The following is a 16300-nucleotide window of genomic DNA, read 5'->3' on the forward strand; positions in this document are numbered from 1 at the left end:
TGAGTTGGCGATGTGAGTGAGCTTCTACCTTAGGGAACATCCGCACATGTTGAGCGGGATTCTCTCCTGCCACGAGAAGTCCTGCGTAGTGGCGGCGCCGAAGGTCTCGGTGAAGAAGGGATTCCAAGATCTGGGGATCGCGTGTGTGGCGGAGTTCCAGTCGCTCTGGTTGTGAACGGTGAACTGGATTCGCACGTCGCCCTTCTTTTTGTCCACGCTGGTGATGCGGGCGGTCCCGGAATAGGTTCCAAGGTATGCGTCGGCACTGTTGGCGTGACCGAGCGTGCCATTGGTCAACACGCTGGCGATATCATTGTAGATCCCGCGTACCGTGTTGGCCTTGTACCACGGGCTCCCCGGTTCCGGCCCCCTGTCCTTGTATCCGAAATTCAGGGTATCTTTTGCGTTGGGTGCGTCCATTCCGCTCTTCAGGGCTTGTCCCAGCAGGTTGGAACGGGTTTCCGCAATGGTGTCGTCTGCGGCCAGAATTCTGGTGAAAGTGTCTCCGCCCTTGAACTTCTGGCTGGGTCCGAGCGGGTAACCGCCACCCCAGAGCCATCCGAAGAACAAGCCCCGAGAACTCTCCCAGCTATTGTACGGACCGCCTTCGTCCACGATCCCGAACCTTTCCCGGGGAGTCGCGAACAGGGGGGCGAGGGCCGGGTTCCACCCCAAGGGCATGGGGTTGAAGATGTCGCCGCGACCGAACGAGGTGCCGCTCCAGCTTCCGCCTCCGCCGCCGCTTCCGCCGCCTCCTCGGCCGCCGCCGCCTCCGCCGCCGCCCCAGCCGCCGCCTCCGCCGCCGCCTCCGCCGCCTCCGCCGTCGCCCTCGTCCTTCGGCATGTCCTCGATGTGCTTGCCGTTGGTCCAGCCGCCGCCACCGCAGTAGCCGTAGCTGCCGCAGCTCTCGAGGCCCGTCGGGTCGCTGTTGGTGACCGGGCTGTTGTTCGCGTAGGAGTAGCCGTTGAGGGACTGGTGCTGATCGAGGCTCAGTACGGGGTCGACACTGAGGAACTGGCCGAGGGCCGCGTCGTATTCGCGTGCGCCGACGTGGGTCAGGCCCGTGTTGGTGTCTTCGGGCTTGCCCAGGAACCGCTTGTCGTCGGGCCAGTTGGCCGCGGCGGGTCCGCGTGCGGAGCCGAACGGGGTGGTGTAGCGCTTGGACACCGTCTGCGTGTCGTCGGCCGAGATGGTCAGGGACGAGGTGCCGTGGGCGTCGCCGGCCACGAACGAGAGCTTGGCGGTGCCGGATTCGTTGGTCAGGATCGCGACCTTGGTTCCCGCGATCGTGTAGGAGCGGGTGGCCCACTTCTTGGTGCCCTTGAGGTGGACCTCGTTGAGGCCCGCGTACAGGACGGTCTCGCCGGCCGGGTCGCGGCGGATCAGGAGTTCGCCTTCGGCGTCGTAGACGTAGTCAGTGGCGGTGGCGCCCTCCGTGGTCTTGGTGAGCTTGCCTTCCGCGCCCCAGTTCAGGGTCTGGGAGGTCGGGCTGCCGGGGGTTTCGGTGCGCTTGGTGGTGTTGCCGGTGGCGTCGTAGGTGTACTGGGGGGTGAGGCCGGTGCAGGTGGCGCCGGTGGTGGTGGCCGCCAGTGCGTGCGGGCGTGCCGGGTCGTAGCAGTAGGTACGGGTGCTCGGGGTCCCGGTGTTGATCCTTTCCGTGGCCCGCTGGCCGGACGCGGTGTAGGTGTAGCTGTTCCAGTAGGGGGCGGCGCCGTCGAGGTTGGCGGCGGTGCGCCCGGCCGGAGCACAGTCGGCGGTCTTCGGGGTCCAGGCTTCGGTCATGCGGCGCTGGGCGTCGTGGGTGAAGCACTGGTTGTCGGCCTTGGTGAAGCCGCTGAGCGGGGCCGAGCCGAAGATCGACAGGACGTTGCCGGCCTGGTCGTAGTTGTAGGTGAGTTCCTGGAGCATGCCGTTGTGGGTCTGGTCGTTGACCGTGGACTTCAGCAGACGGCGGGTGCCCTCCTCGTAGATGTTGCCGATGAACGTCTTGCGCACACCGGCGGCGGCGGAACGGGCCAGGGTGAGCTGGTCGATGTCGCCCAGCGGGGAGTACGCGACGTTCTGCACGTAGTCGGTCAGCCCCGAAAAGCCCTTCGGCAGACCGAATTCGTTGTAGTTCAGCTGGGTGATCTCCGACGGCAGCCCTGCGGCCGCCGGCGTGGAGGTGGAGCTTAGCGTGCCGTCGAGCCGGTAGTTGACCGTGGTGTCGGTGCTGGCGGCGATGGCGCCGGAGGTGACGAGCGGGTCGTCGGAGGGCAGGGTCAGGCGGGTCGTCGCGGGACGGCCCAGGGTGTCGTAGGCGGTAACGGACTTGGTGTACGCCTTGCCCGTCAGACCGCCCTCGTAGCGGATGGAATCAGTGCCGGCACCCTTGCGGAGCGTGTCGAAGGTCCACGCCGCGAGCTTGTTGGCGTCGGACTTCGGCGACTTCCACAGGCCCGTCTTGCGGCCCAGTTCGTCGTAGCCGTACTCCAGGACCGTGTTCCGTGCGTCCTTGGACGTCGCGATCTGGTCCAGGGCCGTGTAGGTCGTGGTGACCTTGCCCTTGTCGGGGTCGGTCGTGGTCACGGTCCGGCCGAAGAGGTCGTAGACGTACGTCCACTTCGCGTCGTCGGGGCCGGTGACCGCGGCCTGCTTGCCGTCGACGGTGTAGGTCTGGCTCACGCTGGTGTACGGCGTGCCCGGCGAAGTGCCGCTGTACGCGGGGTCGTTGGGGGTGGTCCCGTCGTAAGTGCGGGTCTCCGTGGTGCGGCCCAGCGCGTCGGTGATGGTGCGGGTCGCGTTGCCGCCCTGGACGGCCGTGCTGGCGGTGGAGTCACCGGTGTAGGTGGTGGTCGTGGACTGCCTCTGCACCCCGTACACGAGCAGGGTGCTCGTGACGGCGCGGCCGAGGCCGTCGAAGACGGTCGCGGTCTGGTTCGGGGTGCTGCCGTACTCGGCCCGGGCATAGACGCCCTCGGGCGCCTTGTCCTTGTCCCAGATGTCGGCGTACGACTCGTAGGCCAGGCCGCGGGAGTCGTAGCGGGTGTCGGTCAGGATCCGGCCGCCGTTCGGCGACGGGGTCTGCGTCTGCAGCGGGCGGAGCAGTGCGTCCGCGATCGTGTAGACGGTCTTGTAGCTCCCGTCGGCGGCGAGGGTGCCGACCGAGGTCCACGGCTGCTTGCCGCGTTCCAGCAGGTAGTCGTACTTGACGTTCGGGGTCTGGGACTGGCCGCGGTTGGGCAGCCAGGTTGCCGTGAGGCGGCCGAGGCCGTCGTAGGTGTTGTAGGTCGAGCCCATGTTCGCGTCGATGGACCGGACGATCGAGCCGCGCAGGTCCGTGTAGGCGTACGACTTGTGCTGCTGACCATTGGACGCGAGCTTCGGCGCGGTCTTCACCGTCACTTGCAGCGGGCCGGCCGCGGCGGGCGCGTAGCTGGTCGTGGTCGTGCTGCCGGCCGCGTCGGTGCTGGTCAGCGGACGGCCGAGCTTGGCCGCATCCGTGTCGTACGTGGTCTTCGTGACGGTCTGCCAGCCGGCGGCGCCGGCCGGGTTGCGGTCGGCGGCGCCGCTGGCCGCCGGGTAGGACTGGGCGCGCCCGGTCCAGGTGGCCAGGCCCAGGGTCGGGGTCTGGTTGGCGGTCCAGCCGGTGGCGGCCGGGTCGTCGTAGACAGTGGCCGTGTCGGACAGGACGTCGCCGCGGGTCGCCGAGGTGGCGGGGAGGCTCAGCTTGTCGTCGGTGACGGAGCACAGGGCCCCGACGGTGCGGGTGCGTGAGGTGCGGTTGGTGATGCCCTTGGCGTCGTTGCGCGCGTACCAGGTACGGGTGCAGGTCTCGTCGCCGGTCGTGGTCGTGTCACCGGAGGCCGAGACCTGGGTGGTCATCCCGTAGATGTCGTCGTAGCCGGTGTCGGTGCGGGTGGTGCGCCACGTGTTCGAGGCGGTCAGGAAGGTGTGCGTGTAAGCGGTCCCCGTACGGACGTAGTGAGCCTTGGTGTTGGCGTACGACTTCTGCTGGCTGGCGGTCTGCTTGCTCCAGGGGTCGGTCACCGAGACGGTGACCGGGGTGGCTACGTCGTAGGTGATCTCCTGGCGCTGGAAGCCGGAGTACTGGTCGTCGTCGTTGATGGCGGGGATGGTCAGGCCGGTGACCGGGAGGGCCGTGACCGTGGTGGTGCGGGTGTCGGTCGTCCCCTTGCGGGTGTCGCCGCGCATGCCCTGCATGAAGATCTTGACCGTCTTGGACCGGGTCTTGCCGACGGCTCCGGTGTAGGCGGTAACTTTGCCGTAGCCGCGCCAGTCGGACCAGGTGCGCTCCTTTTCGGGGGTCAGCGGGTCGTCATTGTGGTGCCAGGCCGGGTTCGCGTACTCGTAGGAGTTCTCGACGAGGTCGTTCTGGCCCGACGGGTCGGCGACGGTCACCGCGGTGACGTTGTACTTGTGGAACCAGTCGAGCGTGGGGTCACCGCCGTTGATCGGCCAGTAGACCGGGTAGCAGGACAGCGAGTTGTCGTCCTCCGCGACCGGCATCTTCGAACCGCGCACGCACTCCGGGTCCGAGAGGGTGAAGGTGGTGATCGCGCCCGTCTCGGACGTGATCGTATTGATGCGCGGACGGTTGAGCGGGACGATATTGTCCCCGTCCACGTCCACCCGGTTCGGGCGCATGTGGTAGGTGAAGTCCACCGGCGGGACCTTGACCGCCTCACCGTTGCTGCCGGTGCGCTTGATCGACTTCAGCACCAGGGTCTGGTCACTGGTGTCGCCGAGGTCGCCCGCGTCCAGGTACTCCTGCGTCAGGTCGTAGGTGTCGATCAGCGCATAGTCGTCCGGCTCCTTCGCCGTCGACCACGCGAAGGTCTTCACGTTCGTCATCCGCTTGCGCGTGAAGAAGGCGGGACCTGTTGCCTTGCAGTCGGTGATGTCGGCGGCGCAGATCGAGTCGAAGGGGACGTCGGGCCAGTTGTCCGAGGTGTCCTTCGTCAGGCTGTCGCAGTTCGTCGCGAAGCAGCGCTCCCCGTAGCCGAAGGTGACCTTGTGCGAGGGCTTGCCCGAGAAGAGGGTGTCGGCGCGCTGGCCGTAACGGATCTCGGAGAGGGTGCCGCCTCGGTCGTATGCGGCGAGCTTGGTCTTGTCGCCGTTCTTCGCGTAGTTGTTGGTCTCGTCCGCGTACCAGTAGGTGGCGGCGTTGCCGTGGACGTCCTGGACCAGGTCCAGGTTCCAGCGCCAGGCCTGAGTCTCGGAGCGGCCGGCGAAGGTGGAACCCTTCGTATAGCCGGGCTCACCGGAGTCATCGCCGAACACGGGAACGGTCCAGGTGGAGTTGGTGCGCTCGGAGCCGGCGCCCGGGAGCTTGTTCAGGCCGAAGGTGTAGGTCGTGCCGTCACCGGTGACCACCTTCCAGTACTCGCCGTCGTTGTCACCGTTGTCCGCACCGGTGCCCCAGGTGACCTGGGAGGCGTCGTCGCCCTTGAGGTGCCACTTGCCGGTCGTGTCGTCCTTGACGAGCTCGTTGGCCTTACCGTTCAGGACGAGGGAGGCGTTCTCGTACTTCCAGCAGAGGTCGTTCTTGTCGGTCTGGCCGTCGTCGTCACAGGAGCCGTACTTGCGCTCGATGTGGGAGGAGGTCAGGTCGAAGCCTTCGCCGACCTGGGAGCCCTGGTTGTTGGAGTTCGCGGTCCGGCCGTCGATGGCACCGCTGCTGTACGAGAACGACATCGCGGGCACGGGCCCCGCCGCGGCGGGCGGGACGGCCAGCGTGTACGACCAGGTGAGGCCTCCGCTGGAGGTTCCGGATCCCCAGGTGGAGGAGGCGGCGAGCGGGGTCGCCGCGAAGTTGCCGGCGCCCTTGGGCGATGCGGTGTCCGTGGCCATGACCGCGAAGACCGCCGGAGCCTGCGCCGGGGCCTTGGACTTGGCCGCGGAGGAGGTTCCGGCGGGGAGTGAGGCGACGTCGGCGGTCACAGTCTGGTTCTTGATGCTGTTCGCCGAGGGCAGGGGCGTTGTCTTGCGGCACTCCGCCTTCTCGGGGGTGGTCAGCGCACACGCGGGCAGGCTGACCAACCCGAGGCGGGTGGACCAGCCACCGCCGACCGCGGAGGCGAAGGACCCGTAGTTCACGGTCAACTGTGAAGGTCCGCCAGCGGTGTTGGCTGCCGTGAACAGGACGCCGGTGATCCCGGCCTTCTCCGCCGCCTTCTGGTCCAGGACCTTGACGGTGGACTTTCCACCGTCGCTGTCCGGAGCGGCGGCGGGCGCGGTCGGGCCCTTGGGCACCGCCGGGCGCAGCAGCGGGCTCTTGGCCCGCGCCGTGGACCGTACGTCGATCAGCGGGCGGGAGCCAGCGGGCGAGCCTTCCAGGGTGGCGGCCTTCGGCCAGTCGGCCTTGGCCTCGGCGCGGGCCCGGTCGGCCTGGACCTTGTTCTCCGCTTGGTTCTTGGCGACGAGCTCCCGGGCCTCCTTGGCGCCCCGGGCGTTGACGGCCCGGACCTTGGCGTCCTTGTGCTTGGCGATCTTCGGGGCGCCGGGGAGGTCGGCGGCCTCCGCCATCGGGGTGGTGATCCCCGGGACCGCGAGGGCCAGGGCTAGCGCGGCTGCCAATGGCAGCCGGTGGCGGATTCCTCCGCCTGGTGATCGGCTGGACATGAACACTCCATATGGGTTGGGGTTTTGGGTACAGGTGGGCCGTGGCCGCCCCAAGTTCGGGGCGGCCACGGCAAGTCCGTGAAGTGGGTGGTTCGGAGGGTCAGCTACCGGAGCCGAAGACGGTGTCCGTGACCTGCTGGGCGTCCTTCATTGCGCCGGACCACAGGCGCATGTCCTTGATCTGGCCGGGCAGGAAGTTGCCCCAGGCGCTGTTGGTGAAGCCCTTGCCCACGGCGAGCTCGCCGCTGCCGGCGCTGGCCGTGTAGGCCTTGGGCTGGGCCTGGCCGGCCGCGCCCACGTAGAGGGTGATGGTGCCGTCCTGAGCGTTGTGGACACCGGTCACCTGGACGCCCGCGTTGAGCGCGGCCGGGCTGTCGCTGGCCACCGAGGTCCCGGTGCCGTCGGCCGTCAGGCGGCCGAAGTGCCAGCTGCCCTCGACGAAGTCCAGCATCTTGGTCGGGTCCTGCTCGTCCGGCTCCTGGCGGATGCCGGTCTTCTCGAACCACAGACTCCAGGAGGAACCGGTGGCCGTACGCTGGCCGATGACCTGGGCCTTGTAACCGTTCGGCTTGGCGAGGAGGGCGGTGTTGTCGAGCTTCGCCTCGGCCGTCACCGTGAACGAACCCGTGTCGTCGACGACCGGACCCGCGACGGTGGCCGCCTGGGTGGAGCCGTTCAGGACCAGGGCGCCGCCCGTGACGGGCGTACCGGTGGTCGCGGTCAGGGCGCGGCCGTTGCCGGACTTGTCGGCGAAGGCGGGGCCGGCCATGGTGAGGTCCCAGGCTCCGGCCAAGTCGACGGCGGGCTTGCCGGTCGCCGGGTCGAAGAGCGAGGAGTCCTGCTTGACCTCGACGGCACTCTTCTCGTCCTGCCAGACCTTGACCTCGTCGATCCGGCCCGGGAGCTGCTCTGTCCAGGCGGCGGACTGCTTGGCGGCGCCGATTCCCATGACTCCGGTGGAGGCGATGGGGTTGGTGACGGTCATCTGGCCCTGGAGCTGCCCGTTGACGTAGAGCTTCGCGAGGTCGGTGGATTCGCTGTATGTGGCGGCAACGTGGGTCCACACCCCGGCCTGCGCCGGGTTCAGGCCGCTCAGCTTCTTGATTGCGCCGGTTCCGCCCGCGGTGTCGTCCGTGGCCATCTGCATCGACCACGGCTGGCCGGCGGCGGCGGTGATGGCGACACCGCTGAAGTTCTTGCCGCCCTGGGCCAGCATGGAGAAGGTGCCGTCCGTGCGGTCCAGGCGGACCCAGCTGGCCACGGTGAAGGAGCTACGGGTGTCGAACACCGGCTTGTCGCTGTTCGCGTACTGGCCGTTCGTCAGCTGGAGCGCGCGGTCCTCGTGCGGGGTGGGCGTCTGCACCCAGCCCCGTCGGCCGGTTGCGGGGCGCTGGGCTCCGGCGGCGAGGTACATGTTGTTCCTGAGCGCCGGGTCGGTGGTCGAGGTGTCGATGGCCTGGCCGGAGGCCTCGTCGAAGGTCCAGTAGCCGATCGGGTTGGGGCCCTCCTTGACCACGAAGTCGACGATCTTCGTCGCGCCCCAGCGGCCCACGGCGTCCTTGGCCTTCACGCTCAGCTTCATCGTCCCCGACAGCGGCGGAGTGATCGAGACGGTCGGGTTCGAGCCGGCGATCTCAGTCCACGTGGTGTCCGTGGACAGCTTGTACTGGAATGCCGTGACGGTGTCGCCGCTCGCCGGAGCGAAGGTGAACTGACCCGCCTGGCCGGGCTTGCCAGCTGCCGTGCACGCGGTGCTGGTGCACTGGCTGTACGGAGCTCCGAAGGCGACCGTCGGGGCCTTGGGGGCACTGGAGTCGACCTTGAAGTAGCAGTCCGCACTGGGAGCGCTGGTTCGTTCGTTGCCGTCCGCGTACGACCGGGTCCAGGTCCGGAAGCGGTACTGGGCGCCGTCCGTCAGCGTGGCGGGCGGGTCACTGGTGACCTTGACGTTGTCCCCCACGAATCCCGAGGAGGGCCGACTGACGTAGTCGGCGTCGGCCGCGTTGGCCTTGACCGGGGTCCAGGTGCCGTTGGTCTCCTTCTTCTCGGTCTGCATGAGGATCCGCAGCTGGGCGCCAGACTCGCCGCCCCACACCGTCTCGGTGATCGCGGTCATGGCCGGCGTCGGGTCGGAGACGATCGACGGCTTGGCCGGGTCGTTCGAGCAGATCTCCCCCGCACCCGTGACCAGGCCGACGTAGATCGGGGTGTTGGGCTTGCCGATGTAGTCGACGGACAGGACCGCGTCGTTGCGGAAACGCTTCCACGCGGCCGTGTCCGACTCGTCCTCCGCGCGCAGCTCCAGGTTCAGTCGGTTGTACCGGCCGTTGGCGAAGTCGCGGACAGTGGGGGTGAGGTTCTCGTCCGGCTCGTCAGGGAGGTTGTCCGAGAATTCGACCGGCGCTGCGGGCGAATTGGGATCGCATGCGGAGCCGCGGCCGGCCGACAGCCAGCGGTCTCCCATGAGGTCGGCGTAGTTGGGTTTGTTGCCCCAGTTCGTCGACGGGCCGATCTCCCCGTCCATCCGGACCAGCCACACGTTGCGCAGGTCGCACTGGAACGCCCACGGCTCGGTGACGCGAAAGCGGGCGTTCAGGACTTCCTTGCCGACCAGCTTGCTCGGCGAGAACTCGAAGTACAGGCGCTGTACGTAGCCCGGACCGCAGTAGTACCCGTTCCACGATCCGCACTTGCCCATGCCCTTGCCCAGGCCGTCGCTGCCGTTGTCCCAGTTCCAGAAAGAGACGCCATCGTTGCGAAGCGCGGTGTGCTCGGTCCCGTCGTCGAGGGCGACGGAGGGGTCGATGTACAGGGGGAAGGCCGCAGGGTCGCTCTGCTGCAGCAGCGAGGAGTCCGGTACGACGGCCAGCGAGTCAGCGTCGACCTGGACGGGCATGTTCGCCGCCCCGGAGCCGAGGGCCGGACCGTCGACGGGACGGCTGCCGGGATCCCCGCCGACGGGCGCCTTGGGCAGCGGGCCGTCCTCACTTTTGGCTGCGGCCATCCTCTCTTTCGGTGACATGACCGGCGCGGTGGACACGCCCTTCGAGTCCCACATCAAAGCTGGGGGCGCCTTGAACACCGGTTTGCCGTTGGCGTCCGTGGCGGACAGACCGCCATCCTTGGCAGAGTTGAGCCGGACGTCCTTCGCCTCGAGGTCGAACTCGACGCGTTGGAGCTTCGGGTTCTTCGCCGCTTCCGGCGTCTTGACCACAAGGACCTCGCGGAACCCCTTCAAGGTCGCCGTCATCCGCAGGTCGACCCCGGGCAGCACCTCCTGGTAGACGGCGCTCTCACCGTCGAGTACCGGCTTGGGCAGCGTGCCGTGCTGCCAGCCCAGGGCCATCGACCGTCCGCCGTGCTCGATGGTGACCAGGCTCGAATCGCCGCCGCCAGAGAAACCGACCGAGGCCCCGGCGGCCTTCGGGCCCACCGTGCCGTCCGAGCGGACCTCCAGTGTGGCGTCGGGCGCGACCCAGCCGACGCCGTCCTTCGCCTTGACCCGGACCGGGACGGCCGAGGTGTCCAGACGGAAAGACTTGCCGTCCGGATTCGCGTACGTAGTCGTGGACTCGGTCCGTTCACCGAGCACCTCGACGGGCTTGCCCGATGCGGCTGCCGCTTTGAGCGCCTTCTCGCCCTCATTCACCGGCAGCGCATCTGCAACGGCGGCTACCGGCGTGTACACCGAAGCGACACTCATCACCATGGCCAAGCCGAGCGTTGTCGCCACGGCAGGGCAAAGCCGCCGACCAAGGGTTGCAGACATTTTCTCCCATTTCATATGACGCGGAGATCTCCCCGGGCGCCGCGCCATGCCCTCACCAGCTATGGCGGTTGAACGTGAAAACGCATGGTGCTCGATCCGAACCTGTCCACTTGATTTCGACAGGCGATCGACCGGGGCTTTCCTGACGGAATACCGGAGTGCTCAGCGAATGCCCGGCCCGTTGCCAGCAGCACCGTCCGACAGACGCCAGGCGATGAGCTCGGGTGCGCGCTCAAGGGCGCGCAGACACGCTGCGCGAGCAGTGAGCATGGCCTCGGCTTCCGAGTTGGCGAGGGAGAAGAAAACCAGATCGATGCGATCGCCCCCCGCAACCCCCGTTGCGGTCACGTGCTCAATGCCGTCCGCAGGAGCAAAGTGGGCCGTAAGCAGGTCTCTGACATCGTTCGGGGCTGTGACTGATCCACAGGAGCCGATCAACTTGAATGTGATCATATACATGGCGACTTCCGGCGGGTTTGCCTTTCTCGCTCTGCATCGAAAGCGAAGCTACGGGTGGGCGATACCGTCTCGCGGCGCGCTCCATCCGTAGCCATCGCCGGCCAGCACTTGGTGCGTGCTGCTCCACCCGAAACCATCGCCCGCAGTCGTGTGCCGCGTTTCCGAGAGGCCGAGAACGGACACACCAGATCCGACGGCGGCGAGGAGTGCGGCGGGCACGAGCAGGCGTGCGGCAACGTAGGACATGAAGAACTCAACCCCAATAGGCGTGCTGGTCGACGGATTCATCTCATCTCCCCCATTCAGGGAGATGCCGTGAGCGATGGAGCAAGCCTGTGCGCGCCGTGAGCCGGTGTCACTAGCATGCGAGTGGCGTCAAGGCGCCTGGCGCCTTGACGCCACCTGGGTGCCGGCCTGCAGGCAGACCACGCCAGGCTCGAGCGTCAGGAGCGGAAGCAGTCGCTCGACGAAGCGGCAGGCGGCGGGGAGATACGTAGGCGGGTCAAGCAGTTCGCGTATGGCGTCGGTGCGGCAGCACGCAGCCACCCGTACTCATACGCCCCGCTCCCCCGAACAGTGGGTATGCATCGCAAATCGGTCGATCCGCCAGCCCGTGATTTTCTCCACCCACATCGTCTCAGCCCACAACACTCCACCTTTTTGGGGAAAACTGCCTCCGAAAATTGCCTGCAACATCCTTTAGGATCAAGGCTTCGTATCGGGGGGATCTCATGTTGCAGTGGTTGGGCTTGTCTGCCCACGCAGAAGCTGTTTATCGGGCGATGCTCGAGCGACCTGACCACGGGGTGGCCGCCCTCGTCGCGGACACCGGACTGGACGAGCAGGCGACACGGAGCGCCCTTGACGAACTCGCCCGCCTCGCCCTACTCAAACCGTCGGGCCAGACGGCGGCCGGCCTCCGCCCGGTCAGCCCCGAAGTCGGACTCGCCACCCTGCTGGCCTCCGCCGAGGCGGAGATCGCCGAACGCCAGGCCCAGGTGGAAAGCGCCCGAGCGGAGATAGCAGCCATCGCCGCCGCCCACCTCGGCACGAGGCTGTCCGACAGCGCCACCCGGCTCGAAGGCCTCGACGCGATCCGCACAAGACTGGAACAACTCCAGCGGACCACCCACTTCGAATGCCTGTCACTGAACCCCGGCGGTGCCCACCGCCCGGACGCCCGCAGCGCCGCCACTCCGCTCAATGAAGAGGCGCTGCGCCGCGGAGTCGTCATCCGAGCCGTGTGCCGCGACAGCTTCCGCAACGACCCCGACACCTTCGCGTACGCCCGATGGCTGACGGAGCGCGGTGGTCAGATGCGCACCATACCCACCGTGCCCATACAAATGATCATCATTGACCGCCGTGTCTCCATCATCCCCGTCGATCCCGAGAACCCCCGCGCGGGCGCACTCGAAATCCTCAGCCCGGGCATCGTCACCGCCCTCCGTGCGCTGTTCGAGCAGTGCTGGTCCGCAGGTACACCCTTTGGGGCGCCTCCTCTCCCCGACTCCAACGGCTGCACCCCCACAGAACGAGCGCTCCTGGCCCTCGCCGCCGCGGGTGACACGGACGAAGCCGCGGCCCGCACGCTCTCCGTCTCCCCCCGCACCGTCAGCCGCATGATGTCCAACCTGATGGAGAGACTCGAGGCGGTCAGCAGATTCCAGGCAGGGGTGAACGCCACAAGGCGCGGATGGCTGTAGCGCCGATACAAGGCTGATAGCACGGCGCGGCGGCAGGGGCGGTCGATGACCTGGCGTTGGCGGGGCACCTCGAAGAGTTGGTGGGAGCCGGGCATCAGGTTGGCCGGATGCAAGTCATGCGGCGGCGAGTTCGAGCAGGACGCGGACGCGCAGGTCGGGGAGTTCTTCGAGGTCCATCATCACGACCGAGCCCGCCTCTCCTGCATCACCGCCACCGTCGCCTCATCCACTCGCAGCACCGCCGCACGGGCGTCGGCCAGGACCCCTCCAGCCCCACCGCGGTCGTGCCGTGGGCATCGAGAGCGTCGAGGCGGACCGCGATCTCCCGCAAACTGGCACGCGCCCGCAGTAGCTCGCGCAGGACGTCCCCGCGGTCCGCGGAGACCGGCACCAGGACGTGCTGCGCGACCGCCATCACCGACGCAGCTGTGCCACAGCACGTACCGGTGATCTCACTCGGCAGCGTGGCCACGGAACGGGACACCAGAAACTCCGTATGCCGGCGGGGCTGCTGCTCCTAGGCTCCCTGTACGACGTGGAACGAGGCTCACGGAACGGTCAGCCGAGCCTTCGATGACTGGCGCAAGGCCGATGAGGAGAACCGAGCGTTCCTCAAGCTAACCGCCCAGTGGTCGGAGGAAGGCTACGAGCGCCGGTGGAAGCAGAACGAGGAGTCCTTCAGCCGGGTTTTCGACCCTGAGATCCACTACGGCGACGAGCACGTTGACATGTTCGACGACGCCGTAGGTGGACTGTGGCCCTATTCCCATCAGTGGATGGTGGAGGCCTCCGCGTTGAAGAATGCTGTGACGGCGTTCGAGGTGTACCTCGAAAAGGGACTCCGGGAGGTCATCGAGCACTGGAGTGTTGAGATCGAGGGCAAGCAGGGACGGCATCGGCCACGCCTGAAAACGCCGCAGGGCCTCACCTCTCCGATGTGGAAGACCATGACCACCGGTCATTCCGTTCTCGGAAGCACCGTCGCGACGCCCGGCGTCGTGTGGGCCAGGGACCTGCGTCATCTCCTGACTCACCAGAACGGTGAGCTGCGCGTCCAGAAGGCGCTCGACGAGTTCCGGGATGCCGCGGCCGAGGCAGACGCCGACCTACACCAGCAGTCCTACGTTGGCGGACGCGTGCATCTTGGGATCAACCGCGTCGTCGGAGTGCTGGATGCCTTGGCTGCCGTTGTGCGGCACGCTGACGTCCAGATACACAACTACGGGCCTTGGGGAAGGGAACGCAACAATCCGCCCCTCGACAGGCTCGCAGCCGCCAGGTGCCTGGACTTCATCCCCGAGTGAGGGGTCCCTGATCACACGAGAACGGGTTCCGGTTGGAGGCCGACGCCTGCGCTCGTGAGTATGCTCGCGGCCATCGCTTCAAAGGCCGGTGCGGAAGTCGTGCGCGGTGGCTTCGGCCTGGGCGGTGAGGGTGAGGGTGCGCCGCGTCGAGCAGCGGACGCCACGGGTGGCCTCGGCGCCGGGCCGGTAGCCGCAGGCCTCCAGCAGCCATCCCACGCTGGCTCGCCACCTGTGCGTGGGCGTGCGGTAGACCGGGGCGCCCTGGCTGCGTAGTGCATCGGCCTGGTCGTGGGTGACGGTGGGGTTGAGAAAGCAGGAGCCAGCCTGGCGGGCGTCGTGGCCGGTTCGGTGCGGCGCGGCAGCCTCGGCATACGCTGCGCTGGACGGGCAGCCGGCGCATGGCGGCCGGCCCGTGCGGGGGAATCTCGGCGCGACGACCTACACCGTGCCGGCCATCATCGTCCTGCTGAGCTGGGTCATCCTGGGTGTCCGCGTACTCATCAGAATGCTCTGAGCTACGGATGAACGTGCCCAGTTGGACGACCGGAGAGTGACCGCCTCGAGGCCGCGCCACGCCGAGGTGCGGTGCATGGGTGTGCCTACTTGATGAGGTGGAAGTCTGGGTGGTGCAGCCAGGCGGTGAGGAACTCCTGGTCACCGACATGTCGGATCCAGCGGTCGCCCCCGCCAGTGTCGTAGGAGACTTCCCTGAGGATGCCCGGGAGCGATGCCACTATCGCCCGCGCTCGGTCCAGGTCGGCAGCTTCCTGCCTCCGACCGCCAGGGGTATATCCAAGGATTCCCTCGAAGTCGATCATCACGTTGAGTTGCCGGGCGAGGGCAAGAGCGAGGTGGCCGAGCAGAGTGTGGTTCACCGGCAAGACGATCGTGAATCGACTGGGCCTGGTACGTCGGTTCGCCGAGTTCACTGGCACGTATCCGTGGGACTGGACGCCCGAGGACGTCGAGGCGTACTTCTCGACTCGGCTCTCCCGCGGTGAACTCGCCTGGTCGACCGTGCGAGGGCAGCAGGGCTCTCTGGAGATGTTCTGCGCGTTCATCACCGATGGGCGCTACGGCTGGGCGGCGGGCTGCCTGGAGGAGTTCGGCCGGTTCCCGGTCCAGGTGTGCCACGACTGGAACACTGCCCAGCACGTCGCCGTCTACGAAGGCCGTCCGGGCAGGCGCGCGTTCACCTACGACGAGCTCCAGACGCTTTTCGATGCGGCGGATGACCGGGTGGAACAGATCCGTAAGCGGGGCCGGAAAGGGGTTCTGGCCGCTTGGCGGGACTCTGTTCGCTGGTCAGCGGGGCGTCCACTGCGCCACGCTCGGTCCAGGCACTCATCGACACCCTCGCCGAGGCTGGTGTCGCCAGCGTTCGCCAACCCGCCTGTCTGCGGTGCAGCCGTGTCAGACCGCTACGGCGAGCCGTGCCCGGGGGCAGGGGCTGCCTCGGCTGCGAGGGCGTCTTGGCCGCGCAGGCGAACGTCGGCCCCTGCACTGTCTGCGAGGAGACTCGCCCACGCCCGAGCCACAGCACGTGCGGACCATGCCGCCGAGCCCAGCTCTCGGCCGACCGGGCCTGCTCGCTCTGCGGGAACCGCTCGTTCATGGACCCGTGCGCGAACTGCCGGCCACGACCGATGGTGCCGTGCACACTGTGCCGGACTAGCGCACCGGTATGCGCTCAGTGGCCACTCGGTCCGGTCTGCGGTCAAGTTCGGCCATCCTGAACTCGAACTGTTGTTGACGCTGCAGGAGGCTCTCCTCACGACGCTGTGCAGCCTGTTCCCGCTCCTCCTACCGCAGCAGTGTTTGGCGTCGTTCCTCTGCTTGCCTTCGATGCAGCAGTAGCGGCCCGAAGACTGCGCCCCCTGCACCGACGACAGCGCCGCCGACTGCTCCCATCAGCGCGTACAGCGCTCCTGCGTCTGCCATAGCGCACATTCTGCACGGCACTCACGAAAGGGTGGGAGTCGCCGTCCTGAATGGCCGCGGACCGAGGGTGCCGGGGCCAGCGCCGTTAGGCGGGGGCTCAGGACGTGCACTGGCTAAATGCCAACCGCAGCAGGGGTTCCTACTATCCGATTCTCGCGCAGCTCTTGGGGAACATCGCGAAGTGTTACTGGAGAAGGATCATCTTGCGGAGTGGTTCGATGCGACAGCCCAGTGGCCGGATCTGCCTGGACACCGAAAGCCCCGGCCAGCAGCAGCTCCAGTCACGGTCTTGGGCGACGCGGAGCCGGACATCGTGAAAACTCGGTGTGGAGGTCTCCAACGCCTGGAGTCGGCGCGACAAGCTCACTGCTGACCAGCTCGCCGCCCTCGCGAAGCGGGGGGTGGGTGAGGGGGTGGGCTCCGCGTATGGAGCCCACCCATTCACTTCTTCGGGCGCCGTACGACGCGCCGGGGGGTAGCCAGCCGAGCAATCTTGT

8 protein-coding genes and 1 pseudogene are annotated in these 16300 nt (G+C 67.6%); 2 read left to right on the plus strand and 7 right to left on the minus strand.

Translation table 11 applies throughout. The features are described from left to right. Window positions 1–24 precede the first annotated feature (24 nt). From OHA81_RS00105 to OHA81_RS00120, 4 genes are all read right to left on the minus strand, one after another. A complete protein-coding gene (locus OHA81_RS00105) occupies window positions 25–6624 on the minus strand; it encodes an RHS repeat domain-containing protein (RefSeq protein WP_329191503.1) in 6600 nt (2199 codons plus the stop codon). Between the two features lie 100 nt (window positions 6625–6724). Then, window positions 6725–10312: a LamG domain-containing protein gene (locus OHA81_RS00110; RefSeq protein WP_329191505.1), complete on the minus strand. Its 3588-nt coding sequence runs from the start codon at window positions 10310–10312 to the stop codon at window positions 6725–6727. A 243-nt stretch (window positions 10313–10555) separates the two neighbouring features. Beyond that, window positions 10556–10852: a hypothetical protein gene (locus tag OHA81_RS00115; protein ID WP_329191507.1), complete on the minus strand. Its 297-nt coding sequence runs from the start codon at window positions 10850–10852 to the stop codon at window positions 10556–10558. Between the two features lie 48 nt (window positions 10853–10900). Further along, the gene (locus OHA81_RS00120) at window positions 10901–11140 is read right to left on the minus strand and encodes a hypothetical protein (protein WP_329191509.1); all 240 of its coding nucleotides are present in this window, start codon (window positions 11138–11140) and stop codon (window positions 10901–10903) included. Window positions 11141–11634: 494 nt separating this feature from the next. Between OHA81_RS00120 and OHA81_RS00125 the strand changes: the two genes are divergently transcribed. Beyond that, the gene (locus OHA81_RS00125) at window positions 11635–12558 is read left to right on the plus strand and encodes a LuxR C-terminal-related transcriptional regulator (protein ID WP_329191511.1); all 924 of its coding nucleotides are present in this window, start codon (window positions 11635–11637) and stop codon (window positions 12556–12558) included. A gap of 205 nt (window positions 12559–12763) precedes the next feature. On the opposite strand, the gene OHA81_RS00130 is transcribed toward OHA81_RS00125, so the two are convergent. Beyond that, window positions 12764–13042: a hypothetical protein gene (locus OHA81_RS00130; protein ID WP_329191512.1), complete on the minus strand. Its 279-nt coding sequence runs from the start codon at window positions 13040–13042 to the stop codon at window positions 12764–12766. A gap of 244 nt (window positions 13043–13286) precedes the next feature. Between OHA81_RS00130 and OHA81_RS00135 the strand changes: the two genes are divergently transcribed. Continuing rightward, a complete protein-coding gene (locus tag OHA81_RS00135) occupies window positions 13287–13862 on the plus strand; it encodes a hypothetical protein (RefSeq protein WP_329191513.1) in 576 nt (191 codons plus the stop codon). Between the two features lie 78 nt (window positions 13863–13940). Here OHA81_RS00135 and OHA81_RS00140 read toward each other — a convergent pair. Next, window positions 13941–14186 (minus strand): annotated as a pseudogene (locus OHA81_RS00140) (hypothetical protein); the annotation flags it as partial. Between the two features lie 275 nt (window positions 14187–14461). Beyond that, a complete protein-coding gene (locus tag OHA81_RS00145) occupies window positions 14462–14737 on the minus strand; it encodes a DUF6368 family protein (protein WP_329191515.1) in 276 nt (91 codons plus the stop codon). Window positions 14738–16300 lie beyond the last annotated feature (1563 nt).

Source organism: Streptomyces sp. NBC_00667, from assembly GCF_036226825.1.
Lineage (GTDB): Bacteria > Actinomycetota > Actinomycetes > Streptomycetales > Streptomycetaceae > Streptomyces.